The organism is Chondromyces apiculatus DSM 436 (genome assembly GCF_000601485.1).
Lineage (GTDB): Bacteria > Myxococcota_A > Polyangia > Polyangiales > Polyangiaceae > Chondromyces > Chondromyces apiculatus.
The window spans coordinates 65,677-84,605 of record NZ_ASRX01000018.1; the positions used below are offsets into that span (position 1 = coordinate 65,677).

13 protein-coding genes are annotated in these 18,929 nt (G+C 69.8%); 8 read left to right on the top strand and 5 right to left on the bottom strand.

Annotation, left to right across the window (positions count from 1 at the left end):
• Positions 1 to 65 precede the first annotated feature (65 nt).
• On the bottom strand, positions 66 to 1,538 hold the full coding sequence (locus CAP_RS13535; protein ID WP_231511447.1) for a hypothetical protein: 1,473 nt from the start codon (positions 1,536 to 1,538) through the stop codon (positions 66 to 68).
• Complete coding sequence (locus tag CAP_RS13540; RefSeq protein WP_197041164.1) at positions 1,535 to 2,590, bottom strand: multiheme c-type cytochrome; 1,056 nt, start codon at positions 2,588 to 2,590, stop codon at positions 1,535 to 1,537. Before CAP_RS13540 ends, CAP_RS13535 begins: the two co-directional genes overlap by 4 nt.
• Positions 2,591 to 3,093: 503 nt before the next feature.
• Between CAP_RS13540 and CAP_RS13545 the strand changes: the two genes are divergently transcribed.
• Complete coding sequence (locus CAP_RS13545) at positions 3,094 to 4,458, top strand: hypothetical protein (RefSeq protein ID WP_044240710.1); 1,365 nt, start codon at positions 3,094 to 3,096, stop codon at positions 4,456 to 4,458.
• A gap of 37 nt (positions 4,459 to 4,495) precedes the next feature.
• On the opposite strand, the gene CAP_RS13550 is transcribed toward CAP_RS13545, so the two are convergent.
• Both CAP_RS13550 and CAP_RS44480 read right to left on the bottom strand, forming a co-directional pair.
• Positions 4,496 to 5,968, bottom strand: coding sequence for a short-chain fatty acid transporter (locus CAP_RS13550; protein ID WP_044240713.1), 1,473 nt, complete (start codon positions 5,966 to 5,968; stop codon positions 4,496 to 4,498).
• Between the two features lie 131 nt (positions 5,969 to 6,099).
• Positions 6,100 to 6,846 carry a hypothetical protein gene (locus tag CAP_RS44480; protein ID WP_052375064.1) on the bottom strand — a complete coding sequence of 249 codons (747 nt, stop codon included), beginning with the start codon at positions 6,844 to 6,846 and terminating at the stop codon, positions 6,100 to 6,102.
• A 69-nt stretch (positions 6,847 to 6,915) separates the two neighbouring features.
• Here CAP_RS44480 and CAP_RS44485 point away from each other — a divergent pair, with 69 nt between their 5' ends.
• Entirely contained in the window at positions 6,916 to 8,184 is a 1,269-nt protein-coding gene (locus CAP_RS44485) for a PAS domain-containing protein (protein WP_052375066.1), read from the top strand.
• A gap of 2 nt (positions 8,185 to 8,186) precedes the next feature.
• On the opposite strand, the gene CAP_RS13565 is transcribed toward CAP_RS44485, so the two are convergent.
• Entirely contained in the window at positions 8,187 to 9,401 is a 1,215-nt protein-coding gene (locus CAP_RS13565; protein ID WP_044240715.1) for a cytochrome P450, read from the bottom strand.
• A 191-nt stretch (positions 9,402 to 9,592) separates the two neighbouring features.
• On the opposite strand from CAP_RS13565, the gene CAP_RS13570 reads away from it, so the two are divergent.
• The 6 genes from CAP_RS13570 (at position 9,593) to CAP_RS44510 (ending at position 18,647) form a co-directional block, all read left to right on the top strand.
• The gene (locus CAP_RS13570; protein ID WP_044240717.1) at positions 9,593 to 11,296 is read left to right on the top strand and encodes a sigma-54-dependent Fis family transcriptional regulator; all 1,704 of its coding nucleotides are present in this window, start codon (positions 9,593 to 9,595) and stop codon (positions 11,294 to 11,296) included.
• A 321-nt stretch (positions 11,297 to 11,617) separates the two neighbouring features.
• Positions 11,618 to 12,838 carry a PAS domain-containing protein gene (locus CAP_RS44490; RefSeq protein WP_197041167.1) on the top strand — a complete coding sequence of 407 codons (1,221 nt, stop codon included), beginning with the start codon at positions 11,618 to 11,620 and terminating at the stop codon, positions 12,836 to 12,838.
• A 95-nt stretch (positions 12,839 to 12,933) separates the two neighbouring features.
• Complete coding sequence (locus CAP_RS50335; RefSeq protein WP_052375071.1) at positions 12,934 to 14,205, top strand: PAS domain-containing protein; 1,272 nt, start codon at positions 12,934 to 12,936, stop codon at positions 14,203 to 14,205.
• Positions 14,206 to 14,656: 451 nt separating this feature from the next.
• Positions 14,657 to 15,880 carry a PAS domain-containing protein gene (locus CAP_RS44500; protein WP_052375073.1) on the top strand — a complete coding sequence of 408 codons (1,224 nt, stop codon included), beginning with the start codon at positions 14,657 to 14,659 and terminating at the stop codon, positions 15,878 to 15,880.
• Between the two features lie 85 nt (positions 15,881 to 15,965).
• The gene (locus tag CAP_RS44505) at positions 15,966 to 17,273 is read left to right on the top strand and encodes a PAS domain-containing protein (RefSeq protein WP_052375075.1); all 1,308 of its coding nucleotides are present in this window, start codon (positions 15,966 to 15,968) and stop codon (positions 17,271 to 17,273) included.
• 66 nt (positions 17,274 to 17,339) lie between these two features.
• Positions 17,340 to 18,647: a PAS domain-containing protein gene (locus tag CAP_RS44510; RefSeq protein ID WP_052375077.1), complete on the top strand. Its 1,308-nt coding sequence runs from the start codon at positions 17,340 to 17,342 to the stop codon at positions 18,645 to 18,647.
• Positions 18,648 to 18,929 lie beyond the last annotated feature (282 nt).

Sequence of the window (18,929 nt, forward strand, 5' to 3'; positions counted from 1 at the left end):
GAAAGGGTGTGCATCGTACGGGTGCCGTGGCGATGCACGGCGGCGGTCTCGGCGTGCCAGGGCGCTCACTTGCTCTTCGGCGCCAGCTCGATCACCCGGGGCTTCTGCGGCTCGTAGCAAAGCAGCCTGGGCGCTTCGTCCTTCATGGTCGCCTCCACGTGCGCGATGAGGGCCTCGCCCTGCTCCTTGCTGGGCACCGTGACGCCGAGGCGGCGGCCGTTCTCCTGGAACTCGACGAGGCGGAGTTCGGAGACGCTCGGGAACGTGGCGAGCGCCTTGCGGGTCGTGGGAAACGTGAAGTCGGCCGGGTTCTTGGAGCTGACGTCGTAGAGGAACACGAAGGGCGTGGCGCAGCCCTCCTCGAACGCCACGCCCTTGCCCTCGCGGAGCCGGTGGAGCCCTCCGGCGCTGACCCAGAAGGTGCCCTCGTGGAGATCAATGCTCCAGAACTCCGGCGGCCACGCGAGGTGCGCGACGGGAACCCATGTACCGTCCTCGTGGCGATGGATGGTGTGTCCGTCATTCACGTGGAGTTGACGCTGCTGGGAGACGAAGACGTTCTTCATCGGCTTGTCGAGCTTGGGCAGGGCCGAGAAGGTGCCGTTCAGGTAGTGCACGATGGGCGTGATGCTGTCGGTATGGATCCAGAGTTCGTCGCCAGTGCCCTGCAGGATCTGGGGCCGGTAGCTCATCTCCTTCACCCACGGGCCGAGGTCGACGAGGCGTGATTTGCCGGGCTTGTCCCACACCTCCGCGACCGGCCCGCGCTTGTCGCAGAGGGTCCCGAGGGTCATCACGGTGCCCTGCGGGGTGCTCCCGAAGGCGACGGGCATGACGGCGATCGGCTCCTCCGACCTGGCGAAGTTCTCAAGCTCGCCCTCCTTGCACCCGGCCTCCGCGCCGGTCTGCAGCTTGAAGCTCACGCCTGGTCCACGCACAGCCTTGATCTCGAACCCTGCGAAGTGGGTCCACCCTCCCAGCAAGGTCGTCTTGCCGAGGCGCACCACCCCCAGCACGTCGGCGTTGCCTCCGCCGGGCGCCAGGGTGTGCTGGACGCCCTTGCCGGTCAGCGGGAAGTACGAGGGTTGCAGCGCCCTGCCGTTGTTGGAGGTGTAGAGCACGTCGACGGCGTCGGGCCACGCCCCCAGCACGTCGCGGATGGAGCTGCCTCCGAGCCACTGGTTCATCTCGGGGAGCGTGGCGAACCACTCCACTTTCTCGCCCACGAGCCGGCCCACCCGCAGGCCGTCCACCACCGCCAGCGCGCCCTCGATGGGATAGACGTTGCTCAGGGAGACCCCTTCCGGCGAGAACCGCTCCAGAACGAGGGTGGGGATGGCCTTCGTCGCTGGCGTCGGATCCACGGCGCGCCCTGCGCTCGGGGCGCCGGACGGGGCGCTCGACGGCGCCTCCGCCACGGCCGGCGTCTCCTTCTGGGGCGTGACCTCCGCCTGCTCGTTCTTGCGGGAGCAGGCGCTCGCCCCCACGACGATCATGCAGAGCGGCAGCAACCAGGCGAGGCATCGCGATCGCATCACCGCAGCACCCCCGCATGCAGCTTGACCTCGGACTCCACCCGCGCCTGGCTCGGGTCTGTCCCCGCGCCGACGGTCGCTACCCGCTGGTAGGTCACCCACCAGGCGATGTGATCGGAGGGCGGCGCAGACGGCGGCACTGACAGCTCGATGTCAACGGTCTTCGGCGCGCTCTCCACGCGGTCGTCGCGGTCGAGGTGTCGCCCCGGCTTCCCCGGGACGGCCTCGAAGTGGCGGGCGAGGTGGCGCACCTCGCGGCGCACCACCTTCCCATCGGCACGGCGCAGCTCGCACCCGACCTCCAGCCTCCGGAACAGGTCCCCGGTGGGGAAGGCGTGCCCCGGCGTGGTCTGGACGAGCGTGAGGCGGACCGTGTCCTCCTCCACGCGCGCGGCCGTCACCCGCAGGTGGTCCCTCAGCCACTCCGGATCGCGGACCTCGGCGAAGGCGTGCGACCGACGCCCCTTCACCACGGGCATGTGGCACGCGGCGCACGCTTTCCCGGCCGAGGGCGAGCGCTGGTGCTCCCTCACCGTGGTCTGCATGAAGTGTGCATCCTCGTCGCCGGGCGCCAGCGGGAAACGGAACTCGTGGCAGCCGACGCACCCGCCGGTCCGGGCGAATTCCGGCGACCTCTGCACCGCGTGAGGCATGCCGACCGTGGCCGGGAGATCCGCGCCTCCTGGCGCTGCCGGTGCAGTCCCCGGAACCGTGGCAGCGAGCACGGACCCCTCCTCGGTCACGTGGCAGGTGACGCAGGCGACCCCGAGCTGGCCCACCGCGGCCGGCGGATCCTTCCTCGGGTCGGCCTCGGGAGCGTGGCAGCCGCGGCAGAACGCCGTGGGCTCGATGGTGAAGGCCTCCCGGAACGCGGGGTTCAGGTGAGCGCGCTGGTGGTGCGAGCCGCGCCACGCCGCCGCCTCCTCCGCGTGGCAGGACACGCACGTCGCATTCAGCGCCACGGCAGCGCCAAGCCGGCCGCGGTAGGGGCGCGGCATCGGGAGGTGCGGCTCGGTGGCGGCCTCGGTGGAGGGCTCCGGCGGAGGAGCCGCCATGCTCGAAGCCTCGGGAGCGCCCGATGAAGTCCCAGGTCCTGGTGCGCTCACCGCGGGCATGGTCGACGCGGACGCCGCCAGCACCGGGGACGCGCCTTCCGCCGCGAGGTCGGCGCGGTCCGAGGTGACCTCTCCACGGAGGCACCCGGCAAGGACGCACAGCAGTCCCAGCAAAGCCCCCCTGGCCTGCCTCACGGGAGAGGCTCGCCTCCCGGCAACGCCTGCACGCTGCAGGCTGCGATACGCCAGGCGAGACCGACCCGGCGTTCTGGATGCGGCAATGCGCCCGCTCGCTGCATCCATCGATCGACTCCCAAGCCCAGGGGTAACACCCTTCCCGCATCGCCGAAAGCCGGCACGCGACCGGCGGGTGCGCGCGCTGGTGAGCGACGCGCCCGCGACGGCACTCCCGCGCGAGGGCAATGCCGCACCTCGTCATGGGCGCGACGCGCTCGACAGCAATGATACGCTCCGCGTCGATGCGAACCTTGCGCTGGATACCCTTGGCTCTTGGCCTCCTCTCCCCGCTCGGATGCGAGCCCTCCGCGAGCGCCCCGCCGCCGCAGACCGCGAACGACGGCGCGGCAGCCCCGAAGAAGCGCGACGAGAAGATTCCGGCCTTCCGGCTCGGGCACTACTCGAGCGCGGACGGCTTCGTCGCGCTGGTCCTCGACCGCCTCGGGGACCTGCCCAAGGTCCGCCTCGACAAGCAGAGCGACGTCGTCGAGCTGTTCGTCGAGGCGGCCAGGGATCGCGGCGACAGCGTGGGACACTGGCTGAACGGCCCCGAAGGCAAGCACTGGCTCTTCCTCGGCACCCAGGGTGACCTCTGGTTCATCCGCCCCGAGGCGCGCGCCAACGTCACGCCCCGCTCCGTGCGCGACCTCGCCACCGCCCTCAACCGCGACGCCGAGGCCGACCCGCTCGGCGCGCCGACCCACCGCGGCGCCGCCACCCCGCCCCCCGAGAAGACGCCTTACGAGAAGGCCGGGGAGCAGTTCCAGGCGATCTCCGTCCTGAAGCGGCTGCCGCAGTTCAAGCCCGAGGACTCCGGCAACCTCGCCAAGATCGAGGAGGCGCTCGCTGCGATCGACGCCTCCATGCTGGTGCGCGTGAGCGCCAAGGGCGCCCCGGGGGGGCGGTGGGCGCCAGCCTCCGAGTACATCGGCGGAAGCCAGCAGGGCCTCGGCGGTGACCTCGGCGGCTACCCCTCCGACGACCCCTGGGACAAGGCTGCCAAGGGCCTGGCGAAGCATGGCGGCATGCTCCGAGGCCGGGTGGCCTTCGGCGACCCGAGCCGCCTCCGCACCTACCAGCTCAAGGGGTGGCCGCCGCCGCTCGCAGCGGGCACGCCGGGCATGGTGTGGATGGTCGAGAGCGGCAACGTGATCTTCGTCTCGCTCGACGGCGGACGCTACCGGCTCAGCATCCCGAACGACGTCGACAAGGAGGGGCTGCCTATCGACACGGGCGCGGGCTCCCCGGCGAGCTGGCCGGCCCCCTTGCAGCACACGCTGGTCGACGTCGACACCATCCGCGGCTTCGCCAAGGGCAACGCCGTCCCGGCGAAGGCCGGCACCGACATCGAGGCGCTCGACGACGCCTGGTTCGAATGCGTGAACAAGACCTGGGCCGAGGGCCGCAAGGAAGGGGAGAAGATCGATGCCTCCCCGGAGTCGCTCGACAGCAAACGCGGCAAGCTCACCGCCATCCCCAAGAAGTACGAGAACAAGGCGGAGAAGGACTGCGCCGGGGCCAGGAAGAAGCTGGAGGAGGGCCTCGTCCAGTTCATCGACGCCCGCACGAAGGAGCGCCTCGCGCTCTACGAGAAGGCCAAGGCCCGCGCCGCCGCCCTCGGCGCCAGGTAGGCGGCCCGCCGCCCGTGACCCTCGCCCCTCGGGCCCTTCAGGGCATCACGGGCGGCGTGTACCCGAGCGTCTGCCCCAGCGCCCAGAGCATGAACAGCACCAGCGGCGCGTGCACGAGGAGCTGCAGGAAGCTGAAGCCCACGATGTCCCGCGCCTTGAGGGACAGCACCCCGAGCAGCGGCAGCATCCAGAACGGGTTCACCAGGTTCGGCAGCGCCTCCGCCGCGTTGTACACCTGCACCGCCCAGCCCAGGTGCACCTGCAGATCGTTCGCCGCCTGCATCACGTACGGCGCCTCGATGATCCACTTCCCTCCCCCCGAGGGGATGAAGAACCCCAGCACCGCCGAGTAGACCCCCATCAGGAGCGGGAAGCTCTCCGCTGTCGACAGCCCCACGAAGAGCTGCGCGATCCGGTCCGACAGCGCGTGCCCATCCGCCCCCTTCGTCGCCGTCATCATGGTGGCGATCGCCCCGTAGAGGGGGAACTGGATCAGCACCCCGCCCGTCGCCGGCACCGCCTTCGCCACCGCATCCAGGAAGCTCCGCGGTCGCCAGTGCAGGAGGAGCCCCAGCATCAGGAACGCGAGGTTGTAGGTGTTCAGGTTCGAGATCGCGACGATCGGGTTCTGGCGGCTCATCTCCTGCCCGAGCCAGCCCACCGCCATCAGCACGAGGAGCACCGTCAGCACCGGGCTGTGCTCCAGCCACTCCCCGGGCCTCTTGGCCTGCACCTCGCCTGCCGCCTGGCCGAGCTTCTCGCGCGGCAGCGCGCTCCCCGCCCCCTCCAGCGCCACCCCCATCTCCTCCGCCGTCACCGCCTTCTCCCCCGCGGGCGCCGACATCCAGGCGATGGCGGTGGACACCACCACCAGCACCACCGCCATCAGCATCGATTGCCAGAGGAAGATGGTCTCCGTGAAGGGGATGACCCCCGAGATCTGGAGCAGCGGCTTCGGCAGGCTCGCCGGATTGGCCTGGAGCTGCGCCGCCGACGAGCTGATCCCGAGCGCCCACGTCGCCCCGAGGCCCAGGTACGCCGCCGCCCCCGCCGCGCGGTAGTCCATGCGCAGTTCCGCCCGCCGCGCCAGCGCCCGCACCAGGAGCCCGCTGAACACCAGGCTGAGCCCCCAGTTGAGCAGCGACGCCAGCATGCTGATCGTGGCCACCGCGGCGATGGCTCCCCTCCCCGTGCGAGGCACCGCCGCCAGCCGCGCGATGAGCCGACCCGCGGGCGGCGAGCTGGCGACCACGTACCCGGTGAGCGCCACGAACGCCATCTGCATGGTGAACGGGATCAGCGACCAGAACCCGTCCCCGAACCCCTTCGCCACCGCGAGCGGCGGCGCGCCCATGACCAGCGCCCCGACCGCCACCGCCACCAGCGCCACCGCCGCGAACACGTACGAGTCGGGGAACCACCGCTCGGCCCACGCCGTGAACCCCAGCGCCAGGCGCGCCATGGCGCCCTGCGCTTCCGCCGTCTCTCTTGCTCGCTCCGTGCTCATCATTCACCCAGGGTAGCCACGCCAGGTCACCTCACGGATCGAGGCGCTCGGAGGCCCTGAGGGTCACCTCGTCCTCGAAGACCGGCGCGGAGCAGCGCGTGCAGCGGATATCCACGGCCACACGCTATCACCGCTCACCTCGGCAAGAACCTCGCCCCGCGCGACTCTTTCATGTCGGCGAGGTGCTCCTCCACCCGCTCCGTGATGAAACGCGCCTCGTCGAAGGAAGGGAGACCCCTGAGCAGCTCCACGCTCTCGCCCCCCCGGAGACTCCCCCAGAGCGTGTAGCTGGTGCTCGCATGCTTTCCCGTGGTCACTACCGTCTCGTACCGGAGGGACTTCAGATCGGAGAGCGGAATTGCCCGGTTTCCAGACCATGGCAGCGGGACGTGCTTGATGGTGAGCGCGTCGGAGGTCACCACGATCCAGGTCTTGTTCAGCAACCCCGCGACGGCATGGTAGAGGCCCCACCCGCCCACGGCAGCGAACACGAGCAGGAACAGCATCATCGCGTCGAACGGCCCTGAATCCATGCACGTGGTCGCGAGCGTGGTGAAGACCATCATGCTCCAGAGGCCGAGGAAGATCGTCCGGATGGTGTTGTCCCTCGAGGCCCAGCTCCGCACGAGCACGAGCCGACCCACGCCGGGAGCCGAGCGGTAGCTCCCCTCTTCCAGGGCGCCGCCCCCCTCCTCCACGACCTGGATCGTGGGCGGCACCAGCAGGTAGGGCGTGCTCCGCGCGAGCGCCCGCGACCCCTGCTCCACCTGCGCCGTGACATCGAAGACGGCATTGCAGCCCTGGCACCTGGCGAGGTGGGTGCCGAGGTCGATGTCGGCGGCGGGGATGGCCGCGGAGCAGCGCACGCAGACGATGTCCATCGGGCCCACGCTACCACGCGCCCCGAGCCCCCTATTGTTCGGCCGAACGAGATCGCCGAACATGGACGGATGCCGTCTGTCGAGGAGCTCCAGGCAAAGATCGCCGAGCTGGAATCGCGCGTCACCGCGCTGGAAAGCAGCCTCGCGGAGGTCTCCCAGGAGCGAGACGACCTGCGCGGGGCCATCCTCCAGATTCCCGCGCTCTTCGTCCTCCTCAAGGGCAAGGAGCACGTGTTCTCCCTCGCGAACAAGCCCTGGCTGGAAGCCGTCTTCGGCCAGAAAGGTCGGCAGGTGCTCGGCAAGACCATCCGCGAGGTGATGCCGGAGCTCCAGGGACAGGGGTTCTACGAGCTGCTCGACCGCGTCTACAGGACGGGCGAGACCCACTTCGGCGCGTTCACCCCGGTGGACCTCGACCGCGCCGGGACCGGGGAACTCGAGCGGCGTTACCACAACTTCCATTACATCGCGCACCGCGGCAAGGAAGGCGAGGTCCGCGGGATCATCGTCCACTCCCACGACGTCACCACGGAGTTCCTGGCGCGGCAGGAGGTGCTGAACCTCAACGCGAAGCTCAGCACCTTCTTCGCCCTCGCCGAGAACGCGACGGACGGCATCACCCTCACCACCAGCGGCAAGATCACCTACGCCAACCCGGCCTTCCGCCGCATGGTGGACGAGGCGTGCCTCGGCAAGGCCCACACCGACCTGATCACCGAGGAGAGCCGCATCGCGCTCCAGGAGGCCGCGGAGACCTCGTCGGCCGAGGATGCGTGGCAGGTGATGCTCACGTACCGCCGGCCCGACGGCAGCACCTTCCCCGGCCAGCTCTCGAGCTTCATCATCCAGGACGAAGAGGGAGAGATTCGCGCCGTGGGCAGCATCCTCCGGGATCAGCGCCGCAGCGAGCAGGAGCGGGCGGCGCTCCGGGAGGAGATCATCCTGGCCCAGGAGCGCGCCATCCGCGAGCTGTCGAGCCCCCTCATCCCCCTCGCCCAGGGGCTCGTGCTCATGCCCCTGCTCGGCACCATCGACACCGGCAGGGCGAACCAGATCATGGAGACCCTGCTCGCGGGCATCGCCGCCCAGAGGGCGCGGATCGCCATCCTCGACGTCACCGGGGTGAAGAACGTCGACAGCGCCGTGGCCAACGCCCTGGTCCGCACCGCCCAGGCCGCGAACCTGCTCGGCACCGAGGTGGTCCTCACCGGCATCGGCCCCGACGTCGCGCGCATCCTCGTCGAGATCGGCGCCGACCTCGGCACCGTGCAAACCCGGGGGACGCTCCAGAGCGCCGTGGCCTACGCCCTCGGCACCCCCACGCCCCGCGCGCGGTGACCTCAGGAGGACAGCAGCCGGAGCGGCAGCGCGACCGGGCCGCGCACCGTGAGGGTGCGGTTGTACCGCAACGCCCCCGGGACCCGCTCGATCCTCCCGAACCGTGCGACCAGCACCTCCAGCGCCACGCGCGCCTCCAGCCGCGCCAGCGCCGCGCCAGCGCAGAAGTGAATGCCGTGACCGAACCCGAGGCCGCTCTGCCCGCGCTCCGGATCGAACCGGTCGGCGTCGACGAAGCGCACCTCGTCCCGGTTCGCCGAACCCACCAGGGCGAGCACCAGCGCGCCCGCGGGCAGGGTCACGCCTCCGAGTGACACCTCCTCCACGACGATCCTGGGCACCGACTGCGTCGGCCCGTCGTAGCGGTTCATCTCCTCCAGGAAGGCGGGGATGCGCTCCGGGCGCTCGCGGAGGCGGGACAGCTCCTCCGGGTGATCGGCCAGGAAGAGCAGCGTGTTGGCGAGGAAATGCGTGGTGGTCTCCAGCCCTCCGAAGAGCAGCACCACGAGCATCTCGATCGCCTCGGCGTCGCTCAGCCGTGCGGCGCTGTCGCCGTCGCCGTCGCCGTCGCCGTCGCCGCCCGCGCCGGCGCTCAGCAGCCCTCCCACCACGTCGTCGGCGGGCACCCGGCGCCGGGCAGCGACGACCTCGCCGAGGTAATCGCAGAGTTCGGCCATGCTCCCGCGGACCCGGGCCACGTGGGCGGCGCTCTCCGGCTCCGGGGTGACGGAGAGGAGGTCGTCCGCCCAGCGCTCGAAGCGGGGGGCGAGCGCCTGATCCAGCCCGAGCAGCTCCGCGATCACGAACGCCGGCACGGGCGCCGCGTAGGCAGCCACCACGTCGACCTCCCCCGCGAGCCGCGCCGCGAGTCCCTCGGCGAAGGCACGGAGCCGCGGCTCCATCCGGGAGAGCGTGGATCCCGCGAACACCCGGTGGAGCCGGGCGCGGAGCCGCGCGTGCCGCGGCGGATCCGTGGCCAGCAGCGAGCGGGCCAGGGGGTTGTATCCGAGCCACGGCGGCTCCCAGGCGCGCTGGAACCCCTGCGACGAGAAGATCGCCGGGCTCTTGAGCACCCGCAGGACCTCCTCGTGCCGGCTCACCGCCCACATCCCCCCGGGATCGACCTCGCACACCGGGCCGCGGCGGCGCAGCTCCGCGTAGTGCGGATAGGGATCGGCGCGAACGACGGGTGAAAGAATGTCGATGCGTGACGTCATCTGGGTCGCCCTCCTGAGCAGACGCGGTGGGCCGTGGAGCGACAGCCGCTCCCTCGGTGACCGGGCTCCTCCAGCAGGCTGTGGACCAGCGCCGAGATCCCCGGGATTCCTCGCTGCTTGGCTCTCGCGCCGGCAGGAGTGGTCGGTCAGGCTGACCGGATCGTCGGTCACGTCGACCGGGAGGGCAGGACATGCGCGCAGCGGACCTCGATCTTTCGGAGCTCCTGGACATCGATCCCCACGCCGGCGAAGTCCGCTTCTCGGGAGCGCGCGCGATCCTGCTCGACGTCGTCGCCATCGGCCTGCTGCGGCGACAGCTCGTCGAGGCGCTCGGGCTCACGGCGGCCAGCGCCATGCTGACGCGCTTCGGCTTCACCCACGGCTACCGCATGGCCGAGGCAGTGCAGTCCGAGATCCCGTGGGACAGCCCCGCCGAGCTGCGCGACGCGGGAGGACGCATCCACCTCCTGCAGGGCCTGCTCCGGCTCGCCCCCGGCGACGGCGACCCGCTCTCGCCCACGGGCGCCCGGGTGGAGGCCTCGTTCGAGGCGGAGCAGCACCTCCTGCACCTGGGCCCCGCCAGCGCGCCGGTGTGCTGGATCCTGGCGGGGATCGCGAGCGGGTACCTCACCCGCACCGAGGGCCGGCCCATCCAGGTGGTCGAGCACCGCTGCCTCGCGCGCGGTGATGCGCACTGCGGCTTCCTCGCCCGGCCCGCCGAGGCCTGGGACGCCGAGCCCCCCGCGCACCTGGTTCCCTTCCACCTCGACCGCATCGACGCCAGGCTCGACGGCCTCGAAGCCTCCCTGCGCGACGTCGCCACGGCGCTCGGCCACGTGCAGCGCAAGCCCCGCCCACGCGCAGCGGCGCTCGCCTGCACCGCGCTCGCCCATGACGCGCATGCTTCCCGCGACGCCCGCAGCGCCCGCGGCGCCCGCGGCGCCCGCGGCGCCCGCGACGCTCCTGGTGAGCTGGTCACGGCGAGCGCTGCCATGCATCGGGTCCTCGCGATGGCGCGCCGCGCGGCCCAGGTGGACGCCACGGTGCTCGTCACGGGCGAGAGCGGCGCCGGCAAGGAGCGGGTGGCGCGCCTGGTCCACGACGCGTCTCCCCGCGCGCACGGGCCATTCCTGGCCATCAACTGCGCCGCCATCCCGGAGACCCTCCTCGACAGCGAGCTGTTCGGGCATACCCGCGGGGCCTTCACCGGCGCCACCCGCGACCGCCCGGGCCTGTTCGAGGCCGCGCAGGGCGGCACGCTGCTGCTCGACGAGGTGGGCGAGCTCCCGGTCGGCGTGCAAGCGAAGCTGCTCCGCGCCCTGCAAGCCCGCGAGGTGCGGCGGCTGGGCGAGAACCGGGTGAGGCCCGTGGACGTGCGGCTCGTGGCAGCGACGAACCGTGACCTCCACGTCGAGGTGGAAGCCGGGCGCTTCCGGCAGGATCTCTATTACAGGCTGAAGGTGATCGAGCTCCGGATCCCCCCGTTGCGCGAGCGGCGCGAGGACATCCTGCCGCTCGCACGGGCGCTGCTCGCGCAAGCTGGCGACCGCATGAAGCGCCCTGCCTTGCGCCTGAGCCCCGCCGCAGCCGACCGCCTCGTGCGCCACCGCTGGCCCGGGAACGTCCGGGAGCTGGAGAACGCGATGGAGCGTGCCGCGGCCCTCGCCGAGGGCCCGCGCGTCGTGCCCGAAGATCTCCCGGAGGAGGTCCGCGCGCACCAGCCGGTCCTCGCCCCGAAACCGCGCCCGCGCACCATGGACGACATGGAGCGTGATCACCTCTTGTCTGTCCTGGCGCGCTGCGGCGGCAACCAGACGCGGGCCGCCGCGGAGCTGGGGATCGGCGTCTCCACCCTCTACCGGAGGCTGCGCGCATACCGGCGCGACGCACCGTGAGAGGGCCGAGGCGAGCAGCGGCGTGCAGGGGTACTGCGAAGGAGCACAGATCGTTCCGCATTTCGCATTCCGCATTCCTCCGGCAGCGGACAGAAAGCCAACGCTGCACCGCGGCAGCGCTGGCAGCGCTGGCAGCGCTGGAGGAGCGTTTCCTACCGTCGAGGCGCATGCGGCGCGGCGTGGCTCTCCCGATTGTTCATCGGGTAGAGATCGCTGATCATCCTCGCAATGATCGCTCTCGATGACCTCGATGACGCACTTCGGACAGAGAATGACACGCTGAGAGCGCAGGTCACCTTGCTGCAGGGGGAAGTGGGGGTCGTGACCCGGGAACGGAACGACCTGCGCGGCGCCATGCTCCAGATGCCAGCGCTCATCGTGCTCCTCCAGGGCAAGGATCACGTGATCACGTTCGCGAACCAGCCCTGGCTAAATGCCGTCGGACCCCGCCACAAGGACGTCATTGGCAAGACCATCCGGGAGGTGCTCCCGGAACTCGCCGGACAGGGCATCTACGAGCTGCTCGACGGCGTTTTCACGACCGGCGCGACCTTCCTCGGCGAAGGCATACCGCTGGATCTCGACCGCTTCGGGACCGGGCAGGTCGAGCGGGGCTACTATACCTTCCATTACATCGCGCACCGCGGCCTGGACGGCGAGATCATCGGCATCGTTGTCCACGCCGCCGACGTCACCTCGGAGTACCTGGCGCGCCAGCAGGTGCAGAGGCTCAACGCCAAGCTCAGCACCTTCTTCGCCCTCGCCGAGAACGCACCGGACGGGATCATCGTGACCACGGACGGGAAGATCAGCTACGCGAACCCGGCGTTCCGCAGCATGGTGGCGCAGGGAGAGGCGTGCATCGGCAAGTCCCACGCCGAACTCGTCGACGACGTGAGCCGCGAGGTGCTCCGGGAGGCCGAGGCGACCTCGTCGCCCGAGGAGGCATGGCAGGGGATGCTCAACTACTGCCGCAGCGACGGCAGCACGTTCCTCGGGCAGGCTTCGCACTTCACCATCCGCGACGAGGCAGGGGGAATCCGCGCCGTTGGCAGCATCCTCCGCGACCTCACCGATCAGCGCCGCAACGAGGAGGAGCGGGACGCCCTCCGCGAGCAGGCCCTCGCCGCCCACCAGCGCGCCATCCGGGAGCTGTCCACGCCCCTCATCCCCCTCGCCGACGGTCTGGTGGTCATGCCCCTGCTCGGCACCATCGACAGCAGCAGGGCCAAGCAGATCATGGAGACCCTGCTCGACGGCGTCGCCGCGCAGCGCGCCCGCATCGCCATCCTCGACGTCACCGGCATCAAGCACGTCGACACCGCCGTCGCCAATGCCCTGGTCAAGACCGCCCAGGCCGCGAACCTGCTCGGCACCGAGGTGGTCCTCACCGGCATCGCCCCCGACGTCGCCCGGATCCTCGTCGAACTCGGCGTCGATCTCGGCACCCTCAAGACCCGCGGCACCCTCCAGAGCGCCGTCGCCTACGCCATGGGCAAGCCCACGCACAGCGCCTCCGCACCTTCGCTCAAGGCGCGGTAACCACCACACCTCTCTCAGGATCCATCCAGCCCCGGTGGGCATTCGCGGCATGGTCCTCCATTGCCCGACCCCACGAGATCGCCGATCATCTTGAAATGGCCACCCTCGACGACCAGCTCCAAGCGGAGATCGCCACGCTGAAAGCGCGCGTCGCCACGCTTGAAAACACCCTCTCGGAGGTCTCCCGGGAGCGGGACGAGCTGCGCGGGGCCGTCATCCAGATGCCCGCGCTCTTCGCCATCCTCCGGGGCAAGGAGCATGTGATCTCATTCGCGAACCCGCCCTGGAAGGACGCCATCCTCGGCCCGGGCGGTCGGGAGGTGACCGGCAAGACCATCCGCGAGGCCCTGCCGGAGATCTCCGGACAGGGCTTCTACGAGCTGCTCGACCAGGTCTTCGAGACCGGCGAGACCTATGCTGGCCGATTCATCCCCGCGGATCTCGACCGCTCCGGGACCGGGGAACTCGAGCGGCGCTACCACAACTTCCATTACATCGCGCACCGCGGGGTGGACGGCGAGATCCGCGGCATCGTCGTCCACTCCCACGACGTCACCTCGGAGTTCCTGGCGAGGCAAGAGGTGCAGGAGCTCAACGCAAAGCTCAGCACCTTCTTCGCCCTCGCCGAGAACGCAACGGACGGCATCACCCTCACCACCGACGACAAGATCACCTACGCCAACCCGGCCTTCCGCCGCATGGTGGACGAGGCATGCCTCGGCAAGTCCCACACCGATCTGATCACCGAGGAGAGCCGCGTCGCCCTCAGGGAGGCCGCGGAGACCTCATCGGCGGGCGAGGCGTGGCAGGTGATGCTCACGTACCGCCGGCCCGACGGCAGCACCTTCCCGGGTCAGCTCTCGAGCTTTGCGATCCAGGACGAGCAGGGAGAGATCCGCGCCGTCGGCAGCATTCTCCGGGACCAGCGCCGCAGCGAGCAGGAGCGGGCAGCGCTCCGGGAGGAGGTCATCCTGGCCCAGGAGCGCGCCATCCGTGAGCTGTCGAGCCCCCTCATCCCCCTCGCCCAGGGGCTCGTGCTCATGCCCCTGCTCGGTACCATCGACGCCAGCAGGGCGAACCAGATCATGGAGACCCTGCTCGCGGGCATCGCCGCCCAGAGGGCGCAGATCGCCATCCTCGACGTCACGGGCGTGAAGAACGTCGACACCGCCGTGGCCAATGCCCTGATCCGCACCGCGCAGGCCGCAAACCTGCTCGGCACCGAGGTGGTCCTCACCGGCATCGGCCCCGACGTCGCCCGCATCCTCGTCGAACTCGGCGCAAACCTGGGCTCCGTGAAGACCCGCGGCACCCTCCAGAGCGCCATCGCCTACGCCCTCGGCACACGCACGCCCAGCTCCGCCTAGGTACTGCGTACCCTGGATCAGGGACCTGTCGGCCAGGAGCCTGGCGCCCGGGACGTGCTCGCTCTCGCGGAACCTCACCACAAGCACCTCCCAGCTTCACCCACACCTGCACCGCCATCCCTGCCATTGCAACGATCCATACTTCCTTTCATCCATCTATCCATCCATTGGCTGCACTGCCGCTGGATTTCCTCCGTCGTGAACGGTGCAGCTCCACGGTTCTTCAACGGCTGAAAAACGCGTCCTACCGGGCCTGTTCCGCGCTGACCTGCCTCACCTTCCACCGAGCTATCCACCCTCCGGGCGGGTCGCTGCCAATGCCTGGTCCTTTATTGCCTGGCCGCTGGGAATCGTCGATCATCGGCGCGTGGTCACTCTCGATGACGAAGTACACGCCGAGAATGCCAAACTCAAAACGCGGATTGCCGCACAGGAGGGGGTACTGGGGAAGGTGAGACGGGAACGGGACGAGCTGCGCGGGGCCATCCTCCAGATGCCAGCGCTGATCGCCCTGTTCCGGGGGGAAGAGCATGAGTTTGTGCTCGCGAACGAGCCCTATCTGGACTCGGTCGTGGGCAACGGAGACCGGAACATCATCGGCAAGACGATCCGGGAGGTCCTCCCGGAGATCGCCGGGCAGGGCTTCTACGAGCTGATGGACAAGGTGTACCAGACCGGCGAGACGTTCGTCGGCGAGTGCTTGCCGGTGGACCTCGATCGCTCCGGGACCGGAACGCTCGAGCGGCGGTACTACACGTTCCATTACATCGCGCACCGCGGCGTGGATGACGAGATCATCGGCCTCATCGTCCACGCCGCCGACGTCACCTCGGAGTACCTGGCGCGCCAGCAGGTGCAGAAGCTCAACACCAAGCTCACCACCTTCTTCGCCCTCGCCGAGAACGCCCCCGATGGCATCACCGTCACCATCGACGGCAAGATCACCTACGCCAACCCCGCCTTTCGCGGCATGGTGGCGGACGGAGACGCTTGCGTCGGCAAGCCCCACGCCGAGCTGGTCGCCGAGGAGAGCCGCGCGGTGCTCGAGGAAGCGGAGGCCACCGCGTCCTCCGAGGAAGCGTGGCGGGGGATGCTCACCTACCGCTGCAGCGGCGGCGGCACGTTCCCGGGGCAAGCCTCGCGCTTCACCATCCGCGACGAGGCGGGCGGTATCCGCGCCGTCGGCACCATCCTCCGCGACCTCACCGATCAGCGCCGCAGCGAGATGGAGCGGGACGCCCTCCGCGAGCAGGTCCTCGCCGCCCACCAGCGCGCCATCCGCGAGCTGTCCACGCCCCTCATCCCCCTCGCCGAGGGCCTGGTGGTCATGCCCCTGCTCGGCACCATCGACAGCAGCAGGGCCAAGCAGATCATGGAGACCCTGCTCGACGGCGTCGCCGCGCAGCGCGCCCGCATCGCCATCCTCGACGTCACCGGCATCAAGCACGTCGACACCGCCGTCGCCAATGCCCTGGTCAAGACCGCCCAGGCCGCGAACCTGCTCGGCACCGAGGTGGTCCTTACTGGCATCGGCCCCGACATCGCCCGCATCCTCGTCGAGCTCGGGGTGAACCTGGGCACCCTCAAGACCCGCGGCACCCTCCAGAGCGCCGTCGCCTACGCCCTCGGAAAGCGCACCGAAGGCGCCCCCACGCCCGCACTCAAGGGCCGGTGAAGGCCGCGCCCTTCCTTCGGATCGTTCCTTACCCTGGGCATGGTCCTCCGTTGTCTGTCCGCGCCAGATCGCTGATCATGCCACGATGGCCTCCTTCGATGATCAGCTTCAGACAGAGAATACAAGGCTGAAAGCGCGGGTCGCTGCGCTGGAGCACGCCCTCGCGGCGATGACCCGGGAGCGGGACGAGCTGCACGGCGCCATCCTCCAGATGCCAGCGCTGATGGTCCTCTTCAGGGGCAAAGATCACATCTTCACGCTCGCGAACCAGAACTGGCTGAACTCCGTCATCGGCACCAGCGATCGTGTCGTCCTCGGCAGGGGCGTCCGGGAGGTCCTCCCGGAACTGGCCAACCAGGGCATCTTCGAGCTGCTCGACGGCGTGTACAGGACCGGCGAGACGTTCGTTGGCGAGTGCATGCCGCTGTACTTCGACCGCACCGGGACCGGGCAGCTCGAACGGCGGTACTTCACCTTTCACTACATCGCGCACCACGGGGTGGACGGCGAGATCATCGGCATCATCGTCCACGCCGCCGACGTCACCTCGGAGTTCCTGGCGCGCGAGCAGGTGCAGAAGCTCAACACCAAGCTCACCACCTTCTTCGCCCTCGCCGAGAACGCCCCCGATGGCATCACCGTGACCACGGACGAGAAGATCACCTACGCCAACCCCGCCTTCCGCAGCATGGTCGCCGAGGGAGAGGCGTGCGTCGGCAAGTCCCACGCCGAGCTGGTCGCCGAGGAGAGCCGCGCCGTGCTCCAGGAGGCGGAGGCCGCCTCGTCCCTCGGGGAAGCGTGGCGGGGAATGCTCACCTACCCTCGCAGCGACGGCAGCTCCTTCGTGGGGCAAGCGTCGAGCTTCATCGTCCGCGACGAGGCTGGCGGGGTCCGCGCCACGGGCACCATTCTCCGCGATCTGACCGAGCAGCACAGCAGCGAGGAGGAGCGGGACGCCCTCCGCGAGCAGGTCCTCGCCGCCCACCAGCGCGCCATCCGCGAGCTGTCGAGCCCACTCATTCCCCTCGCCGACGGCCTGGTGGTCATGCCCCTGCTCGGCACCATCGACAGCAGCAGGGCCAAGCAGATCATGGAGACCCTGCTCGAAGGCGTCGCCGCGCAGCGCGCCCGCATCGCCATCCTCGACGTCACCGGCATCAAGCACGTCGACACCGCCGTCGCCAATGCCCTGGTCAAGACCGCCCAGGCCGCAAACCTGCTCGGCACCGAGGTGGTCCTCACCGGCATCGGCCCCGACATCGCCCGCATCCTCGTGGAGCTCGGCGTCGACCTCGGCACCCTCAAGACCCGCGGCACCCTCCAGAGCGCCGTCGCCTACGCCTTCGGAAAGCGCACCGAAGGCGCCGCCGCCCCTGTACCCAGGGCCCGGTAGCGCCGGGGTTCACCGACAGGCACGATCTGCCTATACCGGGCGCCCCCAATCATCGATCATCGTCGAATGGTCACTCTCGCGGATGAGGGGTACGACGAGAATGCCTGGCTGAGAGCGCGGCTCGCGGCGCTGGAAGATGCGCTGGAGACCACGAGCCGGGAGCGCGACAATCTGCGCGGGGCCATGCTCCAGATGCCGGCGATGATCACCCTCATCCGGAGTGAAGATCAGGCGTTCACCCTCGCGAACAAGCCCTGGATGGACTCTGCCATCGGCAACAGTGGTCGTGAGGTCCTCGGCATACCGATCCGCCAGGTGTTCCCGGAACTCGTCGGGCAGGGAATCTTCGAGATGCTCGACAGCGTGTGCAAGGAAGGAAAGGCGTTCGGCGGCGATGCTCTGCCCGTGGATCTGGTCCGCACGGACAACGGCGAGCTGGACCGGCGCTACTACGCCTTCCATTACCTCCCGCACCGCGGCCCGGACGACGAGGTCCTCGGCGTCATCACCCACGCCGCCGACGTCACCGCGGAGTTCATCGCGCGCGAGCAGGTGCAGAAGCTCAACACCAAGCTCGGCACCTTCCTGGCCCTCGCCGAGAACGCCCCCGATGGCATCTCCGTGACCGTCGACGGGAAGATCATGTACGCCAACGCCTCCTTCCGCAGCATGCTCGGCGAGGGAGAGGCGTGCGTCGGCAGACCCCACGCCGAGCTGGTCGCCGAGGAGAGCCGCGCCGTGCTCCAGGAGGCCGAGGCCACCGCCACCCCCGACGAGCCATGGCGGGGGATGCTCACCTACCGCCGCAGCGACGACAGCACCTTCATTGGGCAGGCGTCGACCTTTGCAATCCACGAGGAGACGGGCGGCATCCGCGCCGTCGGCACCATCCTCCGCGACCTCACCGAGCAGCACCGCAGCGAGGAGGAGCGCGACGCCCTCCGCGAGCAAGTCCTCGCCGCCCACCAGCGCGTCATTCGCGAGCTGTCCACCCCCCTCATTCCCCTCGCCGAGGGCCTGGTGGTCATGCCCTTGCTCGGCACCATCGACAGCAGCAGGGCCAAGCAGATCATGGAGACCCTGCTCGAAGGCATCGCCACCCAGCGGGCCCGCACTGCCATCCTCGACGTCACCGGCATCAAGTACGTCGACACCGCGGTCGCCAACGCCCTCATCAAGACCGCGCAGGCCGCGAGCCTGCTCGGCACCGAGGTGGTCCTCACCGGCATCGGCCCCCACGTCGCCCGGATCCTCGTGGAACTCGGCGTCGACCTCGGCACCCTCAAGACCCGCGGCACCCTCCAGAACGCCGTCGCCTGCGCCCTCAAAAAGCCCACCCAAGGCGCCGCCACGCCCGCGCTCAAAGGCCGCTGAGGACCACGCCCCACCGAGCAAGGGTGGCTCACGCACGTGAGCCACGTCATCCCACGTTCTCCTCCTTGGCGCTCAGCCCCTCCAGCCGCGATTACCGATCCCATTCCGGCACGGGCCATAGATTCCAATGGTGGGGTCAATGGGAAACCCGTTCCTCGTCGCAGGATTCTCTCCTGCGCGACGCTGGCGGGACGCGGTTTTCACGGGAGAAGCAACTTCACGGACAGCACCGATCCGCGCTGGATTTCCACGTTCTTCACCGCCCTATCCGGCTTTGATGAA